Raw genomic sequence first — 16,559 nt, forward strand, 5'->3', positions numbered from 1 at the left:
CGCCCGGTCCGGTCTAGTCCGGACCGGGCAGATACGGGTCGTCGATTCCGAGGCCGGCGAGGATCTCGCGTTCGAGCTGCTCCATCGCCTCGGCTTCGCGGTCGTCGCCGTGATCCCAGCCCAGCAGGTGCAGGACGCCGTGCACGGTGAGGTGCGCGTAGTGGGCCGCGAGCGGCTTCTTCTGTTCGCGGGCCTCGCGCGCCACCACCGGTGCGCAGATCACCAGGTCGCCGAGCAGGGGCATGCGCACGCCCGGCGGGAGGCCGTCGGGCAGTTCGGCCGGAAAGCTGAGCACGTTGGTCGCATAGTCCCGGCCGCGGTAGTGGCGGTTGAGCGCGCGTCCTTCCTTCGTGCCCACGACGCGGATCGCCAGGTCGGCTTCGCGGATACGGCCGGCGAGCGCGGCCGCCGACCATTTGCGGAACGACACCGCCGACGGCAGGCCCTTGCGCGGGATGGCGTAGCCGACGGCGACGTCGAGACGGATGGGGCCGCGGGTCATGGCGCTTTCCACTCCTCGGCCCGGTAGGCGATCTCGACCACTTCGGCCTCGGCCGACTTGCGGCCGACGCCCGCCGCTTCTGCCGTTTCATGGCAGTTGTAACCCTGGTGTTCGGTGGCCTGCATCACCAGTTCCCGCGCCACCTCTTCCGGTGAGGCATCCGCGGCCACGTGGATCACGGACCCGGCGCACGCCCCCACGTTGGCGACCTCGATCGCGGGGACCAGCGTCCGCGCCGCGCGATCGACGAGGACGTCGAAGTCCGCGGGCGTGATGCGCTCCACCGCGGCGGAGGCGCGGACCTTGAAGTAGTACAACTGCCGGTAGAACAGGTAGCCGGCGGACTGCATGGGCCAGCCGTGCGGCTGCAGCGTCATGGTCATCGGGAGCTTGCGCCCGGAAGGCCGGTTGCCGGACGCGGCGATGGCCAGGATCGCTTCCAGGGCCTCCCCGTTCCCGTCCCCTGGCGTATCCGGGCCGGCGACCGTCGCGTCCTCGACCAGCGCGAACTCCTGTTCGTCTCCCAGCACCAGATCGGCATAGGTGCCGGCATCGACAGCGCGCCCGAGATCGGCACGGAACCCCGCCATGCCGCTGGTCAGCGCCGAGGCCCGTGGCATGCGGCCCGCGGGATAGACATAGACGTCGATGCGGGTTTCCTGGTGTCCCTCGACGGCATAGCGGAAGCCCGCGCCGGAGTATTTCCGGCCCTCGTCGTAGCTGGCGTCGTGCAGAACGAAATCCCCGACCCTGCGTGGCGCGATCAGGTAGCTGGTCTCGACGTAGGGGCGCGCCTGCGCCTGTCGCGCGGCGTCCTGCGGCGCGGCCGGCAGCGACCCGGGCAGCAGCAGGACCAGCAGGATCAGGAAAGCGGGCGTGCTCGGCTGCACCACGGCGTTGCCTCGCGGAGGGGCGATCGCGCCAGTCTACGCCGGCCCGGTCTGCGCATCGATCGCGTCGCGACGCTCGTAGGCGTTGACGATGCGCGCCACCAGCGGGTGGCGGACCACGTCGCGGGCCTCGAAGAAGGTGAAGTGCACGCCGTCGACGTCGCGCAGCACCTCGATCGCGTCCTTCAGGCCCGACTTCACGTGCTTGGGCAGGTCGATCTGGGTCATGTCGCCGGTGACCACGGCGGTGGAGCCGAAGCCGAGCCGGGTCAGGAACATCTTCATCTGCTCGATGGTCGTGTTCTGCGCCTCGTCCAGGATCACGAAGGCGTCGTTGAGCGTGCGCCCGCGCATGTAGGCGAGCGGCGCGATCTCGATCACGTTGCGTTCCAGCAGCTTGACCACCTTCTCCACGCCGAGCATCTCGTACAGCGCGTCGTACAGCGGGCGCAGGTAGGGATCGACCTTCTGGGTCAGGTCGCCGGGCAGGAAGCCGAGCTTCTCGCCCGCTTCCACCGCCGGTCGCACCAGGATCAGGCGCTGCACCCGCGACTCGTTGAGCGCCTCGACCGCCATCGCGACCGCGAGGAAGGTCTTGCCGGTGCCGGCGGGACCGATGCCGAAATTGATGTCGTGGGTGGCGATGGCGTGCAGGTACTTCGCCTGGTTCGCGCCGCGGCCGCGGATGGTGCCGCGCTTGACCCGGATCGCCACGTCCTGCGGGACGATATCGTCGACCCGCTCGAGGTTGGCCTGGTTCAGCCGCAGGTTGATGGCGTTGCTGTCGAAGGTCTCGGTCGCGGCCTCCTCGTACAGCGCGCGCAGCAGCGCCTCGGCCTGGGCCAGCACCTTCTCGTCGCGGCCATCGAGGCGGAACACGTTGCCGCGGTTGGCGATCTCGATGCCCAGTCGCAGTTCGATCTGGCGCAGGTGCCCGTCGAAAGGCCCGGCGAGGTTGGCCAGGCGCTCGGTATCGGGCGGGTCGAGGGTGAAGTCGCGGTGGGGGAGGGGCGGCATAGGGCGAGCAGGGTAGCGCACGGCGATGCGAACCCGGGAGGAGCAGGCAGGCAGTCTCGTTCACCTTCCATTCGAACATTAATTGATTGATCAATTAATATTGATCGCATGAGCCGCAAATCAGACCGTGGCGGGTCCGGACCGGTCCGCAAGCCCCCTCAGCGCCAGCCTGGCCGGCCCAGCGGCGAGGGCGATCGCCGCGCGCTGGCGCTGGACGCCGCGCTGGCCTGTTACGTGCGGCGCGGCATCGCCGCGACCTCGCTGCGCGACATCGCCCGCGAAGCCGGCATCACCCCCGCGCTGCTTCACTACTACTTCGGCGATGCCGCCGGCCTGCGCGAGGCGGTTGTCGGCGAACGGCTGATGCCGGTGTTCACCGGGATCCGGGACACCCTGCTGGGCATGCCCGACGCGCCCTTGCGCGAAGTCATCGTCGCCTTCGTCGACGGCATCTGCGGGATGATCCGCCGCCACCCCTGGCTGCCGCCGCTGTGGATCCGGGAAGTGGTGAGCGAAGGGGGTGACCTGCGCGAACTGCTGGTCACGCGCCTCGCGCCGCAGATCGCCACCGTGCTGGCCGCACGCTTCGCTGCAGAGCAGGCGGCCGGCCGGCTCAATCCCGGGCTGGACCCGCGTCTGCTGATGGTCTCGCTGGTCGGGTTGACCCTGTTCCCCGCGGCCGGCACCCCGATCTGGCGGGAGATCTTCGCCAGCGACGACCTCGGCATCGACGACATCCGCGACCACGCGCTCGCCCTGATCGAGCGCGGCCTGGAGCTTCCCGCATGACCCGCATGACCCACATGACCCGCATCCCCTTTCCCCACCGGTTGCGCGCCGCCAGCCTGCTCGCCGGACTGCTGTGCCTGGCCGGCTGCGGCGAAGAACCCGCCGCCGCGCTCGGCACCCTGGAATACGACCGCATCGCGCTGCCGGCCCCCGCGGCCGAGCGTATCGTCGACATCGCCGTGCGCGAGGGCGAACGGGTCGAGGCGGGGGCGCGCATCCTCACCCTCGAGCGCACGCGCGGCGACGCGCAGCAGGCCGCGGCCGAGGCGGATGTCGCCCGGCAACGCGAGGCGCTGGCGGAACTGCGCAACGGCGCGCGCACCGAAGTCGTGGACCAGGCCCGCGCCAACCTCGCCGCCACGCAGGCGCAGGCCCGCGATGCCCGCGCCTACTACGCGCGCCTGCGGCCGCTCGGCACGCGCCAGCTGGTGGCCGCGGCGGAAGTCGATCGCGCGCGCGCCGCCGCCGGCAATGCCGATGCCCAGGTGGCGGCGGCGCGGGCCGCGCTGGCGGAACTCGACAACGGCGTGCGCCCGGAACAGGTAGCGCAGGCCGAGGCCGCGCTCGCCGCCGCGGAAGCGCAGTTGCGTGCGCAGTCGGCCACCACCGGCCGCCTCGACGTGGTCGCGCCGCGCGCCGGCCGCATCGACAGCCTGCCCTACCGGCTCGGCGACGAGGCGCCCGTCGGCGCGCCGCTTGCGGTGATGCTGGTCGGCGAGGCGCCCTATGCGCGCGTCTACGTGCCCGAGCCGCTGCGTGCCGGCATCGACGTCGGCGATGCGGCGACGGTGCTGGTCGGCGCCGAAGGAGAGCGCCGCTACGACGGTCGGGTGCGCATGATCCGCAGCGAACCGACCTTCACCCCGTACTACGCGCTCACCGGCAAGGACGCCGCGCGCCTGAGCTACCTGGCGGAGGTGGAGCTCGCGGACGCGGCCGACCTGCCCGCCGGGCTGCCGCTCCGGGTCGAGTTCGGGCCATGAGGCGGGGTCCCGCGCTCCGGCGCGCGGCGAACGCGGACGCGGCGCGTGCCGGCCGGGCCCCTGGGTTCCGGCCATGCGCTGCGCGCGGCCGGATGTCGTGCGCGCGCCGGGGCCGGTTCGCGGGTGGGCATGGTCGTATCCGTGCCATCGCCAATGCCGCCCCGGCCGGCGGAGCGCGCTGATGGAGGCCGCCGCCGACACCACCGCCATCCAGGCACGCGGCCTGGTCAAGCGCTTCGGCGCGCTGACCGCGGTCGACCATGTCGACCTCACCGTGCCGCACGCGCACGTCTACGGCTTCCTCGGTCCCAATGGCTCCGGCAAGTCGACCACGATCCGCATGCTCTGCGGCCTGCTCACGCCGAGCGAGGGCGAGATCGAGGTGCTCGGCCTGCGCATCCCCGAACAGGCAGATGCGTTGCGCCTGCGCATCGGTTACATGACCCAGAAGTTCTCGCTGTTCGAGGACCTGACGGTGCGCGAGAACCTGGAATTCCTCGCTGCGGTGTACGGCTTGCCGCGCAGCCGGGCGCGCGCGCGCGTCGACCGGCTGATCGAGCTCTACCACTTCGGCGATCGCCAGCGTCAGCTCGCCGGTACGCTGAGCGGCGGCCAGAAGCAGCGCCTGGCGCTGGCGGGCGCGGTGATCCACGAGCCCGAGCTGCTGTTCCTCGACGAGCCCACCAGTGCGGTCGATCCCGAATCGCGCCGCGACTTCTGGGAGAAGCTGTTCGAGCTGGCGGACGCGGGCACCACGCTGCTGGTGTCCACCCACTACATGGACGAGGCCGAGCGCTGCCACCGCATCGCCATCCTCGATCGTGGCGCCCTGGTGGCCGACGGGACGCCGGGCGAACTGGCGCAAGCGTTGCACGGCCGAGCCGTCGAGGTCCGTGCGGCGAAACCGCGGCGGGCGCAGCGCGCGCTCGCGCGGCTCCCCGGGGTGCTCAGCGTGGCCCAGATCGGCAATACCCTGCGGGTGCTGTCGGCCCCGGGCGAGGACAGCGCGGAGGCCGTTTCCACCGCGCTGCGCGAGGCCGCGCTCGAAGCGGACGTACTGCCGGTCGAGGCGAACCTCGAGGACGTGTTCGTCGCCGCTACCCGCGGCCGCGCCGAAGAAGGCGCGGCCGCATGAAGCCTTTGCGCCGCCTCTGGGCCGTGGTGTTCAAGGAGCTGCGGCAGATCCGCCGAGACCGCATCAGCCTGGCGATGATCGTGGCGATCCCCGTGATCGACCTGCTGCTGTTCGGCTACGCGATCAACTTCAATCCACGCAACCTCGACGCCGTCGTGGTCGACCAGGCCAGGACCGCCGCCTCGCGTGCGACGGTGATGGACATGCGCGCCACCGGCATCATCGAGATCACCGGCGTCGCCGACAGTCCGCAGCAGGCGATGGAGCAGCTGCGCCGTGGCCGGATCAGCGTCGGCATCGTCCTGCCGCCCGACTTCGAGCGTCGCCTCGCCGACGGGCGGCCGGCGGTGCAGGTGATGGTCGACGGCACCGACACGGTGGTCCAGGCCGCCGCGAACCAGCTCGCGCAGTTGCCGCTGGGACCCCGCGCCGCGCGCACCGCAACGCGGATCGAGGTCGTGGCCTTCTACAACCCCCAGCGCCGCTCCGCGGTCAGCATCGTGCCCGGGCTGATCGGCATCATCCTGACCATGACGATGACCATGTTCACCGCGATGGCGGTGGTGCGCGAACGCGAGCGCGGCAACATGGAACTGCTGATCGCCACCCCGCTCAGCCGCGCCGAGCTGATGATCGGCAAGGTGCTGCCGTACGCGATCATCGGACTGATCCAGACCACGCTGATCCTGGCGCTCGGCATCTGGATGTTCGACGTGCCGCTGCGCGGCAGCCTGCTCGACGTCTACGTCGCCGCGCTGCTGCTGATCCTGGCCAACCTGGCGATGGGGCTGCTGATCTCCACCCGTGCGCGCACCCAGTTCCAGGCGATCCAGATCACGATGTTCGTGTTCCTGCCCTCGATCCTGATCTCCGGCTTCATGTTCCCCTTCGCCGGCATGCCCGACGTGGTGCAGTGGGGCGCGGAGCTCCTGCCGATGACGCATTTCCTGCGCCTGGTGCGCGGGATCATGCTGCGCGGCGCGCACCTTGGGGAACTATGGCCCGGTGTGCTGGCGTTGCTGGCGTTCACCGCGGTGACGATGACCGCGGCGATCATGCGGTTCCGCAAGCGGCTGGACTGAGCCGCGGCACCGGACGCAACGCGCAGGGGTGCCCGCCACTGGGGCCGACCCCAGCTGTGCGCGGGCACGCGAGTCGCTATACCTGTCGCATCGCGCCGGCGCTCATCTCGTGAGGCCGGCGCTCGTGTGTGCCATGAATCAGGAAACCAGGCAGTGGAAGTGCGGCAACATTGCGACGAGCGGGGACCCGAAAGCCTTCGCCATGTGGCGCGGCGGCCCGGACGCAGGGCGTGGCCGCGCGCGCTGGGGTTGTGCGCGGCACTGGCGCTGGCGGCTTGCGGCGTCGCCGACCCGGCGGGCAGGGAGGAGGGCGCCGTGCGCTCCGGCAACGTCGATGGCGGTGCCGCCACACAGCCCAAGCCGGCTCTCGTCGACCCGCGCCCGCTGCAGGGCGCAGGCGCGGTGGCGTTCGACCCCGCGCGTCCGCGACTGGCCTGGGCGGCCGGCGCCACGCTGCGCATGCTCGATCTCGAGCAGGGTGTCGAGCTGCGCCGCATCGAGGTCGGCAGCGAGGTCGGCGACCTGGCCTTCGCGCCCGACGGCGCGCTCTGGGTGATCGCGGATGGCCTGCAGCTCTGGCGCGACGGCGCGTTGGCCTGTCGCGCGGAGGGCGTCGAACCCGATCGCCTGCTCGCCGTCGACCACGCCGGCGTGGTGGTCGCGCGCTACACCCATTCGGACGGGGTCGGCATGCTGCGCAGGCAGGCGTGGCTGGACGCGCGCTGCCAGGTCGTGGACGAGCGGATCGACCCCGTGCCCGAGGGCATCACCGGGTCGGAAGCCGACCCGGGCGCGCCACTCGGACGCGCGACGCTGCGCACGATTCGCACACCGGTCAGTGAAATCGAGTCGCGCCTGCCCGGTATGCAGTTGCCGGCAGGCGCAGGCGTCACGGGCGCGGTCGCGGTGTCCGAAGACGGTCGCTGGTGGGTACTCGAAGGCGCCCAGGGCCGGACCCTCTGGCGTCGCGACGGGCATCGGGCGGGCGTGGAGCCCTCGGCGGGCGGGCCGCCCGGCGGATAGGGGCCGTTGCCGGATCCCGGGCCGGAGCGGGGACGCTCCCGATCGCCATGCTGCGATGAAGACAGTCCGCCGACCGAACATGTCGATCCGGACGTGCCGGATTTGCGACCCCGGAAGGCAGAGCAGCTGCGTTGGACCGGCCTAGCGTGCCGGATCCTTCCCCAGTTGTGCCTGAAGGCCGTCCAGGAACCGTTCGAGTTCGGCCGCGCGCTCGCGACCGACGGCGCGTCCGGCCTCGGTGGACAACGTGGCCGGCAACTGGGCGGTGAATCCGCGCAGCGTCGCTGCAGCGGTGTCGATATCCGTCGCCCACGCATGCCGCGTGACCAGCGACAGGATGCGCGCGGCGCCGATGGGGCCGAGGAAATCAAGCGTGTCGGCATCGTGGAACACGCGCGCTTCGGGAAGCTCGCCCGGGTCGGCGGAGAACATGTGGCCCAGGATGGTTGCCTCGACGTCCGCCAGCTTCGCTTCCGGGAACCCCGTGGGCAGGAGCACCGTCGGCAGCAGGCCCACGGAACGTCGCGCGTGGTCGACGTCGTCCTGCCGGAACGGTTCGATCGCGCCGACATCGTGCAGGTACGCCGCCGCGAACAGGACATCGGCATCGACATCGAGTCCCTCCGCCGCGGCAAGCTGGAGGGACAGCCGATAGTTGCGCTCGGCATGCTCGACGCCCCAGGCACTGTGCTGCGCGTGCTCGCTCGCCCATGCGCGCACCGCGTCGCGCCAGGGCGCCTCCGCGGCTGCGGTCGTGGACAGCGATGCGGCCGCGGCCAGCAACATCGCCGCGAGCAGCCGCCTCATGCGACCACCCGGCCGCGCAGCGAATTGCTCATGGCGTCGGTGACGACGACATCGACGAAGTGGCCGATCAGCCTCGCCGGCGCCGGAAAATTCACCGAGCGCATGTTCTCGGTCTTGCCGGTCAGCTCGTGCGGGTCCTTGCGCGACGGGCCTTCGACCAGCACCCGCTGCACGCTGCCGACCATGGCCTGCGAAATCCTCGCGGCATTGGCGTTGATCGCGGCCTGCAGTCGCGACAGGCGCGCATGCTTGACCTCGTCGGACACATCGTCCGGCAGGTCGGCGGCCGGCGTGCCGGGTCTGCGCGAGTAGATGAAGGAGAACGACTGGTCGAAGCCGACGTCCTCGATCAGCTTCATCGTCTTGTCGAAATCGGCATCGGTCTCCCCGGGAAAGCCGACGATGAAGTCCGAACTGATCGAGATGTCCGGCCTCACCTCGCGCAGCTTGCGGATCTTCTGCTTGAACTCCAGCGCCGTGTAGCCGCGCTTCATCGCCGCGAGGATGCGGTCGCTGCCCGATTGCACCGGCAGGTGCAGATAGTTGGCCAGCTGCGGCACGTCGCGGTAGGCCTCGACCAGCGAGTCCGAGAACTCCAGCGGGTGCGAGGTGGTGAAGCGGATGCGGTCGATGCCGTCGATCCCGGCCAGCGTGCGGATCAGCAGGCCCAGGTCGGCCGGTTCGTCGGCGTCTTCCATCGCGCCGCGGTAGGCATTGACGTTCTGGCCGAGCAGGTTGACCTCGCGCACGCCCTGCGCGGCCAGGCGCAGCACTTCCACCAGCACGTCCTCGAACGGGCGGCTGATCTCGGTGCCGCGGGTGTAGGGCACCACGCAGAAGCTGCAGTACTTGCTGCAGCCTTCCATGATCGAGACGAATGCGCTCGGGCCTTCGGCGCGCGGCTCGGGCAGGCGGTCGAACTTCTCGATCTCCGGGAAGCTGATGTCCACCTGCGGCCGCGACTGTTCGCGCCGCGCGCGGATCAGTTCCGGCAGGCGGTGCAGGGTCTGCGGCCCGAACACCAGGTCGACGTAGGGCGCGCGCCTGATGATCGCCTCGCCCTCCTGCGAGGCGACGCAGCCGCCGACACCGATGATCACCTCGCGACCATCGGTCCTGAACCGGTTCTCCTTGAGCAGGCGCCAGCGGCCGAGCTGGCTGAACACCTTCTCCTGCGCCTTCTCGCGGATCGAGCAGGTGTTGACCAGCACCACGTCGGCCTCGTCGACGTTGTCGGTCAGTTCCAGGCCATCGCTTGCCGCCAGCACGTCGGCCATCTTCGCCGAGTCGTACTCGTTCATCTGGCAACCGTGGGTCTGGATGAACAGCTTGCCACGGGAAGGAGAGGCGTCTCCCGGTTCGCCGCGGCGGGGGCCTGCGGGGGCGGCGACGGCGGGGCGCGCGGCCGGCGCGAGGACGGGCAGTTCGGTCATGGAGGTCTCCGGGGGCGCGGTGTTGAGTCCGGGCCGGATGGCGGGCGGCGCAAGGCCGGGATCACGGGCCGGTAGTGTAGGCCGGTAGGCAGGTTCGCGCGTCCGGTTGTGGAACCGTGCGCCGTTTAACAATCAAGGACTTGGCAGGCGGACGTGAAGGGTGGACACTGCGCGCATGAAAGGGGGGCTGGGGCTGATTGCGGTGTTGGGGCTGGCGCTCATGGTGCCGGCCGCGCCCGCGTGGGCGGGCACCATCTACCGCTGCGACGGCGCGGACGGCGCACGCAGCTACGTCAGCAAGCGGGTCAAGGGCGCGAAGTGCGTCGCGGTCAGCAACTACCGCAGTGCGCCATCCGGCCGCGCTCCGAAGCCGGCATCGTGGCTGCCGGCCGCGGGCAGCGCCTCGCCCGGCAACGCGGTGGCAGGTTCCCCGGCCGCGATCCACAGCAACCCGCCGGCGACCTTCATGGGCGGTGCGGGTTCGACCGCCACGCCGGCGGCCAGCGCGGCGAAGCCGGTGGCGGTCGCTTCCGTCACCCCGTCGCGGTCCTCGCGACGCCTGCAGCAGGGACAGGTCTATTCCTACGTCAAGGACGGGGTTCGCCACTACACCAGCCAGCGCCCGAAGGGCGGCGGTGGCGCCACGGCGGTGCGGACGATCCGCTACAGCTTCTTCGAGACCTGTTACGCATGCGCCCCGCTGCCGGGGGTGAACTTCGGCAACGTGCGCCTGAATACCGCATCCTACGCCGCCGAGGTCAAGGCGGCGGCGGCCGAGTTCGGCGTCGAGGAGGCGATCGTGCGCGCGATCATGCATGCCGAGTCCGCGTTCAATCCCAATGCGCTCTCGCGCGCCGGTGCGCAGGGCCTGATGCAGCTGATGCCGGCCACGGCCCAGCGCTTCGGCGTGGTCAACGCCTACGATCCGGCACAGAACATCCGCGGTGGCGTGCAATACCTGTCCTGGCTGCTCAAGCGCTTCAATGGCGACCTGACCCTGGCCGCGGCCGGCTACAACGCCGGTGAAGGTGCGGTGGATCGCCACAAGGGCGTGCCGCCGTATGGCGAGACCCAGCGCTACGTCGTCCGCGTCGGCCAGCTGGCCGAGCGCTACCGCGGCCATCTCGCCTCGAACTGAGGCACGGCGGGCTTGGTGCCCGTCCGCCGCGCGGCAGCCGGGCGAACCTGCAGACCCGGCCTCCGCCTCCGGACACTGCCTGCGATCACCGGCCACCGCGCTGCGTGCCCATGCCGAGCGGTTCGGGCCGGCCACGGCAACTCCCTGATCCGACGCAGGAAACTCCGGGCCGGAGAGTCCGGACGTTGTCGCCGGATTCAGCGTTCCGTTACACTTCGGCGTTATTTGCGGCTGTCTCCGGGGACGGGGCGGTACGCGGCAGCCACATCAATCAGCTACCGAAAGTTTCGCGGAGAGCCGGATGGCCAACGAAGCGGTATTCGACCCCGACGCGCGCGGGGAACCCGACCACAAGGGCCGGCGTCGGTTCCTGACGGCCACGACCGTGGCGGTCGGCGCGGTGGGGGCCGGGTTCGCGGCCATCCCGTTCATCAAGTCCTGGAACCCGAGTGCGCGCGCGCAGCTGGCCGGCGCCCCGGTCACCGTCGACATCAGCGCGCTCCAGGAAGGCCAGCGCGTGGTCGTGGAATGGCGCGGCCAGCCGATCTGGATCGTCAAGCGTTCGCCGGCCATCCTCGCCGCGCTGCCGACGCTCGAGGGCGAACTGCGCGACCCCAATTCCGAGAACGTCGACCAGCAGCCGGCCTACATCCAGCAGGAAAACCCGCAGCTGCGCTCGCTCAAGCCCGAGATCTCGGTGCTGGTGGGCCTGTGCACGCACCTGGGCTGCTCCCCGGAAATGGTCGCCGAGATCCGTCCCGAGCCGTTCGATCCGAACTGGAAGGGCGGCTATTTCTGCCCCTGCCACAAGTCGAAGTTCGACATGGCCGGCCGCGTCTACCAGGGCGTGCCGGCCCCGACCAACCTGCTGGTGCCGCCGCACCATTTCGCGGACGACAACACCATCGTCGTCGGCGTCGACCCGGGAGCGGCGTGACATGGCCAACGTGATCGAACGCGGCGTCAACGGCGCCTGGGACTGGTTCACCGCGCGTGCGCCGGGCTTCATGCCCTTCTACCGCAAGCACATGTCGGAGTACTACGCTCCGAAGAACTTCAACATCTGGTACATCTTCGGCGTCCTGTCGATCGTGGTGCTGGTCAACCAGATCCTGACCGGCATCTTCCTGACGATGCACTTCAAGCCGAGCGCGGCGGAAGCCTTCGCCTCGGTCGAATACATCATGCGCGACGTGGAGTGGGGCTGGCTGATCCGCTACATGCACAGCACCGGCGCCTCACTGTTCTTCATCGTGGTGTACATCCACATGTTCCGCGGCCTGATGTACGGCAGCTACCAGAAGCCGCGCGAGCTGGTGTGGATCCTCGGGATGCTGATCTACCTGGTGCTGATGGCCGAAGCGTTCCTGGGCTACGTGCTGCCCTGGGGCCAGATGTCGTTCTGGGGCGCGAAGGTGATCATCTCGCTGTTCGGCGCGATCCCGGTGATCGGCAACGGCCTGACCGAGTGGATCATGGGCGACTACCTGCCCAGCGACGCCACCCTCAACCGCTTCTTCGCCCTGCACGTGATCGCGCTGCCGCTGGTGCTGCTGCTGCTGGTGGTGCTGCACCTGGGCGCGCTGCACGAGGTCGGCTCCAACAATCCCGACGGGGTCGAGATCAAGAAGGGGCCGAAGGGCAACCGCTGGTCGCCCAACGCCCCGGCCGACGGCATCCCGTTCCACCCGTACTACACGGTCAAGGACAGCTTCTACGTCTGCTTCTTCCTGATCATCGGGGCCTTCATCATCTTCTTCGCGCCGGCGTTCGGCGGCTGGTTCCTGGAGCACGACAACTTCACCGAGGCCAACCGCCTGGTGACGCCCGCGCACATCAAGCCCGTCTGGTACTACACGCCGTACTACGCGATGCTGCGCGTGGTCCCGCACAAGCTCTCGGGCGTGCTGGTGATGTTCGGCGCGATCGCGATCCTGTTCCTGGTGCCGTGGCTGGACCGCGCCCGGGTCAAGTCCTACCGCTACCGCGGCATGCTCTCGAAGGTGCTGCTGGGCCTGTTCGCGGTGAGCTTCATCTGGCTCGGCAAGATCGGCGCCGGCCCGGGGACGGACCCGGTCGAGACCATCGTCGGCCGTTTCCTGACCCTCTTCTACTTCCTGTTCTTCCTGACCATGCCGTTGTGGACGAGTTGGGACAAGACCAAGCCGGTGCCGGATCGGGTGACGACGCATGACTAAGACCTTGACCGGCCGGATCGCCGCATTCGCCAGCGGATTGCTGCTGTCGTTCTCCGCACTCGCCGCCGGTGGCGGCGACCTGCAGCAGGCGGGCACCGACCTGGGCGACCGCGCGTCCCTGCAGCGCGGCGCGCAGACGTTCATGAACTACTGCGCCGGATGCCACTCGCTCAAGTACCTGCGCTACTCGCGGATGGCCGACGACCTCGGGCTGACCGAGGACGAGGTGATGAACCACCTCAACCTCACCGGCGCCAAGTTCGGCGAACACATCGTCTCGGCGATGCCGGCGGAGCAGGCGGCGAAGTGGTTCGGCCAGGTGCCGCCGGACCTGAGCCTGATCTCGCGCGTGCGCGGCAGCGACTGGATCTACACCTACATGAAGTCGTTCTACCTGGACGATACGCGGCCGCTGGGCTGGAACAACACGCTGTTCCCGAATGCGTCCATGCCCAACCCGCTGTGGAAGCAGCAGGGCCTGCAGCATGCGGTGTTCGGCGAAGCCGACGCGGCCACCGGCGAGATGCCGGTCGAACGCCTGGAGATCTCGACGCCCGGCGTGCAGAGCGCGGCCGAGTTCGACCAGACCGTGCGCGACCTCACCGCGTTCCTCGAATACGCCGGCGAACCCGCCGCGCTCAAGCGCCAGGGGATCGGCGTGTGGGTGATCCTGTTCCTGTCGTTCCTGACGCTGCTCGCGTGGCTGCTCAAGAGCGAGTACTGGAGGGACGTGCACTAGTTCGAAGAGGGCACCGAAGGCGCGCGATCCGGACGGGGCGGAGCGCGCCTCCGGTGGCTTCGGTTCGGGACGCGACACCGGGGTGACCGGCTGCGATGGGCGGCCGGCACCGTGCGACCGGCGGATTCCGGTCGCGGGAGAAGGCCGTTGATGGCTGCGAGTCCACGTATGCGCAATGCAATGACCCTGTTTTCGTCCGTCGACGACGTGCTTTGCCACCGGGTGCGACTGGTGCTGGCCGCGAAGGGCGTCACCTACGACATGGTGGCGGTCGACCCGCAGAACCCGCCGCCCGACCTGATCGACCTCAATCCCTACCACTCGGTGCCGACCCTGGTCGAGCGCGACCAGGTGCTCTATGCCGCCAGCGTGGTGAGCGAGTACCTCGACGAGCGCTATCCGCACCCGCCGCTGATGCCGGTCGACCCGCTCTCGCGCGCGCGCCTGCGCCTGGCGATGCTGCGCATCGAGCACGACTGGGTGCCGCAGGTGCAGGCCATCCAGTTCGGGGGCAGGCAGCAGGCCGATGCCGGCCGCAAGCGCCTGAAGGAACTGCTGACCGCGTCGATCCCGCTGTTCAAGGCCAGCAAGTTCTTCCTCAACCCCGAGATGAGCCTGGCCGACTGCGCGATGGCGCCGATCGTCTGGCGCCTGCCCGCGCTCGACGTGCCCCTGCCCAAGGACGGCAAGGTGATCGAGGACTACGGCAACCGGATCTTCCGCAACCCCGGCTTCGCCCGCAGCCTGACGCCGCAGGAAAAGAACCTGCGCGAGATGCCGGACTGACTGACTGCGCGGCGCGCAGGCTGGCCACCCGCCGCCCGGCGACGGTTGCCAGCCGCGCGGCCCGTGCGGCACTGTAGCCCTGCGATGCCCGATACCCCGCCCGCCATGACCAGCCACCGTCCGTACCTGTTGCGGGCGCTGTACGAGTGGATCTCCGACAACGGCATGACGCCGCACATCCTCGTGGATGCGCAACTGCCCGGCGTGCGGGTGCCGACGCATACCGTGAAGGAAGGCCGGGTCGTGCTCAACATCGCCGACCGCGCGGTCGCCAAGCTCGAACTGGACAACGAGGCGGTGCGCTTCACCGCGCGCTTCGGCGGCGTCAGCCATCCGGTGGTGGTGCCGGTGTCGGCGGTGCTCGCGATCTACGCGCGCGAGACCGGCCAGGGCATGGCCCTGCCCGAGGAAGCGGGCGCGACCAGCCCCGACGATGAGCCCACGCCGCCGGACGATACGCCCGACGACGACAACTCGCCCCGGCGCGGGGCGCATCTGCGCGTGATCAAGTAGGCGGATCTTTCGGCACGAACACCGGACGGTCTCGAGCACAGGTCCCTGCGTGACCAGGTCGGGGGCGCCCCGGCGCTTCGCGGTCGTGCCGGATCAGTGCAACGCCACTGCCTGCGTCGCGCGCGCGGGGCCACTGAACTGCACCAGCTCTTCTCCGTGCAGCACCAGGCGCCCGATGTGCCGCTCGATGCCATCCTCGGAATATTCGAAACGGAAGCTGCGTTCGAGTCCCAGCCGCCCGTCGCTGCGACGCCGCAGGCGCAGGCCGTTGGCGTGCACGCTCTGGTCGAGCCAGATCACGCCGGCCGCCTGGCAGGCATGGCGGCCCACCGCGGCGGCGCGCTCGGCCGCGGCACGCGACGCGTTCCACCAGGCGTAGGCGGCGGCGCCGGCGATCATCAGCAGGATCAGGACGGGGAAGTCGGGCATGGCGCGAATGTGATGCCGCCGGCGGCGGTTTGCAATCGGGCGTTTCGATTGGAGGCGCCCCTTTGCCCGCAGGGATCGCCGCGGCGGAGCGTCCAGCGCGCCCGGTGGGAGGTCCGCGGCCGGCCCGGCGGCGTTCGCCCCTGTGGGGAATGCTCCGGCGCGCGACTCAGTGGCGCGCCACGCGCGGCGCCGGTCCGAGCTTGAGCGAGAGGTCGATCGCGCGGACATGCTTGGTCAGGGCGCCGATCGAGATGCAGTCCACCCCGTCGGCGGCGATGGCGCGCAGGCCGTCGAGGTCGACCCCGCCCGAGACCTCCAGCGGGATCGTTCCCGCGAACGGCGCGGCGCGGGCGATGCGTACCGCCTCGCGCCGCGTCGGCGCGTCGAAGTCGTCGATCAGGATGCGGTCGCAGCCCTCGGCCAGGGCTTCGCGCAGCTGGTCGAGCGTCTCGACCTCGACGATCAGCGGCAGGTTCGGCCGGGCCGCGCGTGCGGCGCGGATCGCCGCGGCAACCGAGCCGAGCGCGCGCACGTGGTTCTCCTTCAGCATCACCGCGTCGTACAGGCCGATCCGGTGGTTGACGCCGCCCCCCACCCGGACCGCGTACTTCTGCGCGATGCGCAGGCCGGGCAGGGTCTTGCGCGTGTCGAGGATCCGGGCGCCGGTGCCGCGCACCGCGTCGACATGCTTGGCGACCGCGGTGGCGGTGCCGCTCAGCGTCTGCAGGAAGTTCAGCGAGGCGCGTTCCGCGCTGACCAGCGCGCGGGCGCGACCGTGCAGCGTGGCGAGCACCGTGCCGGCGGCGACGCGATCGCCCTCTGCCACGCGCCAGTCGATGCGGACCGCGGGGTCCAGGGCGCGGTGGCAGGCGTCGAACCAGGGGCGGCCGCAGACCACCGCGTCTTCCTTGCACAGCAGGTAGGCCTCATCCGCGACGTCTGGCAGCAGGGCCGCGGTCGCGTCGCCGTCGCCGAGGTCCTCGGCGAGCGCGCGCGAGACGTCCGCGGCGACGACGCCTTCCGGCGGCGGGGCGAAGGGGTGCTTGGACGATGGTTCGGTTGCGGACATGGGCGACCGTTTCTGTGATGGGCAAC

General features: G+C 70.3%; 18 protein-coding genes. 11 read left to right on the plus strand and 7 right to left on the minus strand.

Annotated elements, in window-relative coordinates:
* Positions 1-13 precede the first annotated feature (13 nt).
* From ybeY to FZO89_RS13530, 3 genes are read right to left on the minus strand one after another with little or no spacing between them, the layout of a single operon-like run.
* Positions 14-502 (minus strand): rRNA maturation RNase YbeY, encoded by a 489-nt coding sequence (ybeY, locus tag FZO89_RS13520; RefSeq protein ID WP_149103752.1) that lies wholly within the window; start codon positions 500-502, stop codon positions 14-16.
* A complete protein-coding gene (locus FZO89_RS13525) occupies positions 499-1,395 on the minus strand; it encodes a hypothetical protein (protein WP_262378660.1) in 897 nt (298 codons plus the stop codon). The genes ybeY and FZO89_RS13525 overlap by 4 nt, the downstream gene beginning before the upstream one ends.
* A gap of 33 nt (positions 1,396-1,428) precedes the next feature.
* Positions 1,429-2,409: a PhoH family protein gene (locus tag FZO89_RS13530; protein ID WP_149103753.1), complete on the minus strand. Its 981-nt coding sequence runs from the start codon at positions 2,407-2,409 to the stop codon at positions 1,429-1,431.
* A gap of 108 nt (positions 2,410-2,517) precedes the next feature.
* On the opposite strand from FZO89_RS13530, the gene FZO89_RS13535 reads away from it, so the two are divergent.
* The 5 genes from FZO89_RS13535 (at position 2,518) to FZO89_RS13555 (ending at position 7,421) form a co-directional block, all read left to right on the plus strand.
* A complete protein-coding gene (locus tag FZO89_RS13535; RefSeq protein ID WP_149103754.1) occupies positions 2,518-3,198 on the plus strand; it encodes a TetR/AcrR family transcriptional regulator in 681 nt (226 codons plus the stop codon).
* 5 nt (positions 3,199-3,203) lie between these two features.
* Positions 3,204-4,181 (plus strand): HlyD family secretion protein, encoded by a 978-nt coding sequence (locus FZO89_RS13540; RefSeq protein WP_262378719.1) that lies wholly within the window; start codon positions 3,204-3,206, stop codon positions 4,179-4,181.
* A gap of 208 nt (positions 4,182-4,389) precedes the next feature.
* Entirely contained in the window at positions 4,390-5,316 is a 927-nt protein-coding gene (locus tag FZO89_RS13545) for an ABC transporter ATP-binding protein (protein WP_149104179.1), read from the plus strand.
* Positions 5,313-6,398, plus strand: coding sequence for an ABC transporter permease (locus FZO89_RS13550; RefSeq protein WP_149103755.1), 1,086 nt, complete (start codon positions 5,313-5,315; stop codon positions 6,396-6,398). Before FZO89_RS13545 ends, FZO89_RS13550 begins: the two co-directional genes overlap by 4 nt.
* A 315-nt stretch (positions 6,399-6,713) precedes the next feature.
* Positions 6,714-7,421 carry a hypothetical protein gene (locus tag FZO89_RS13555; RefSeq protein WP_149103756.1) on the plus strand — a complete coding sequence of 236 codons (708 nt, stop codon included), beginning with the start codon at positions 6,714-6,716 and terminating at the stop codon, positions 7,419-7,421.
* A 141-nt stretch (positions 7,422-7,562) separates the two neighbouring features.
* Here the strand turns inward: FZO89_RS13555 and FZO89_RS13560 are convergent, their stop codons facing one another.
* Together FZO89_RS13560 and miaB are read right to left on the minus strand one after the other, a co-directional pair.
* On the minus strand, positions 7,563-8,228 hold the full coding sequence (locus tag FZO89_RS13560; RefSeq protein ID WP_149103757.1) for an HD domain-containing protein: 666 nt from the start codon (positions 8,226-8,228) through the stop codon (positions 7,563-7,565).
* Positions 8,225-9,661 (minus strand): tRNA (N6-isopentenyl adenosine(37)-C2)-methylthiotransferase MiaB, encoded by a 1,437-nt coding sequence (gene miaB / locus FZO89_RS13565; protein WP_149103758.1) that lies wholly within the window; start codon positions 9,659-9,661, stop codon positions 8,225-8,227. Before miaB ends, FZO89_RS13560 begins: the two co-directional genes overlap by 4 nt.
* 175 nt (positions 9,662-9,836) lie before the next feature.
* Between miaB and FZO89_RS13570 the strand changes: the two genes are divergently transcribed.
* The 6 genes from FZO89_RS13570 (at position 9,837) to FZO89_RS13595 (ending at position 15,035) form a co-directional block, all read left to right on the plus strand.
* Positions 9,837-10,799, plus strand: a complete 963-nt coding sequence (locus tag FZO89_RS13570; protein ID WP_149103759.1) for a lytic transglycosylase domain-containing protein — start codon at positions 9,837-9,839, stop codon at positions 10,797-10,799.
* Positions 10,800-11,100: 301 nt separating this feature from the next.
* Entirely contained in the window at positions 11,101-11,736 is a 636-nt protein-coding gene (gene petA, locus FZO89_RS13575) for a ubiquinol-cytochrome c reductase iron-sulfur subunit (protein WP_149103760.1), read from the plus strand.
* Position 11,737: 1 nt separating this feature from the next.
* A complete protein-coding gene (locus FZO89_RS13580; RefSeq protein WP_149103761.1) occupies positions 11,738-12,997 on the plus strand; it encodes a cytochrome b in 1,260 nt (419 codons plus the stop codon).
* Positions 12,990-13,736 (plus strand): cytochrome c1, encoded by a 747-nt coding sequence (locus FZO89_RS13585; RefSeq protein WP_149103762.1) that lies wholly within the window; start codon positions 12,990-12,992, stop codon positions 13,734-13,736. The genes FZO89_RS13580 and FZO89_RS13585 overlap by 8 nt, the downstream gene beginning before the upstream one ends.
* Positions 13,737-13,886: 150 nt before the next feature.
* Entirely contained in the window at positions 13,887-14,522 is a 636-nt protein-coding gene (locus FZO89_RS13590) for a glutathione S-transferase N-terminal domain-containing protein (protein ID WP_149103763.1), read from the plus strand.
* A gap of 84 nt (positions 14,523-14,606) precedes the next feature.
* Complete coding sequence (locus FZO89_RS13595) at positions 14,607-15,035, plus strand: ClpXP protease specificity-enhancing factor (protein WP_262378661.1); 429 nt, start codon at positions 14,607-14,609, stop codon at positions 15,033-15,035.
* 93 nt (positions 15,036-15,128) lie between these two features.
* Here FZO89_RS13595 and FZO89_RS13600 read toward each other — a convergent pair whose 3' ends face one another.
* Positions 15,129-15,464 (minus strand): DUF3301 domain-containing protein, encoded by a 336-nt coding sequence (locus tag FZO89_RS13600; RefSeq protein ID WP_149103764.1) that lies wholly within the window; start codon positions 15,462-15,464, stop codon positions 15,129-15,131.
* 166 nt (positions 15,465-15,630) lie between these two features.
* A complete protein-coding gene (gene nadC, locus FZO89_RS13605; protein WP_149103765.1) occupies positions 15,631-16,533 on the minus strand; it encodes a carboxylating nicotinate-nucleotide diphosphorylase in 903 nt (300 codons plus the stop codon).
* Positions 16,534-16,559: the final 26 nt, after the last annotated feature.

The sequence above is a fragment of the Luteimonas viscosa genome (genome assembly GCF_008244685.1).
In the GTDB taxonomy this organism is placed as follows: domain Bacteria; phylum Pseudomonadota; class Gammaproteobacteria; order Xanthomonadales; family Xanthomonadaceae; genus Luteimonas; species Luteimonas viscosa.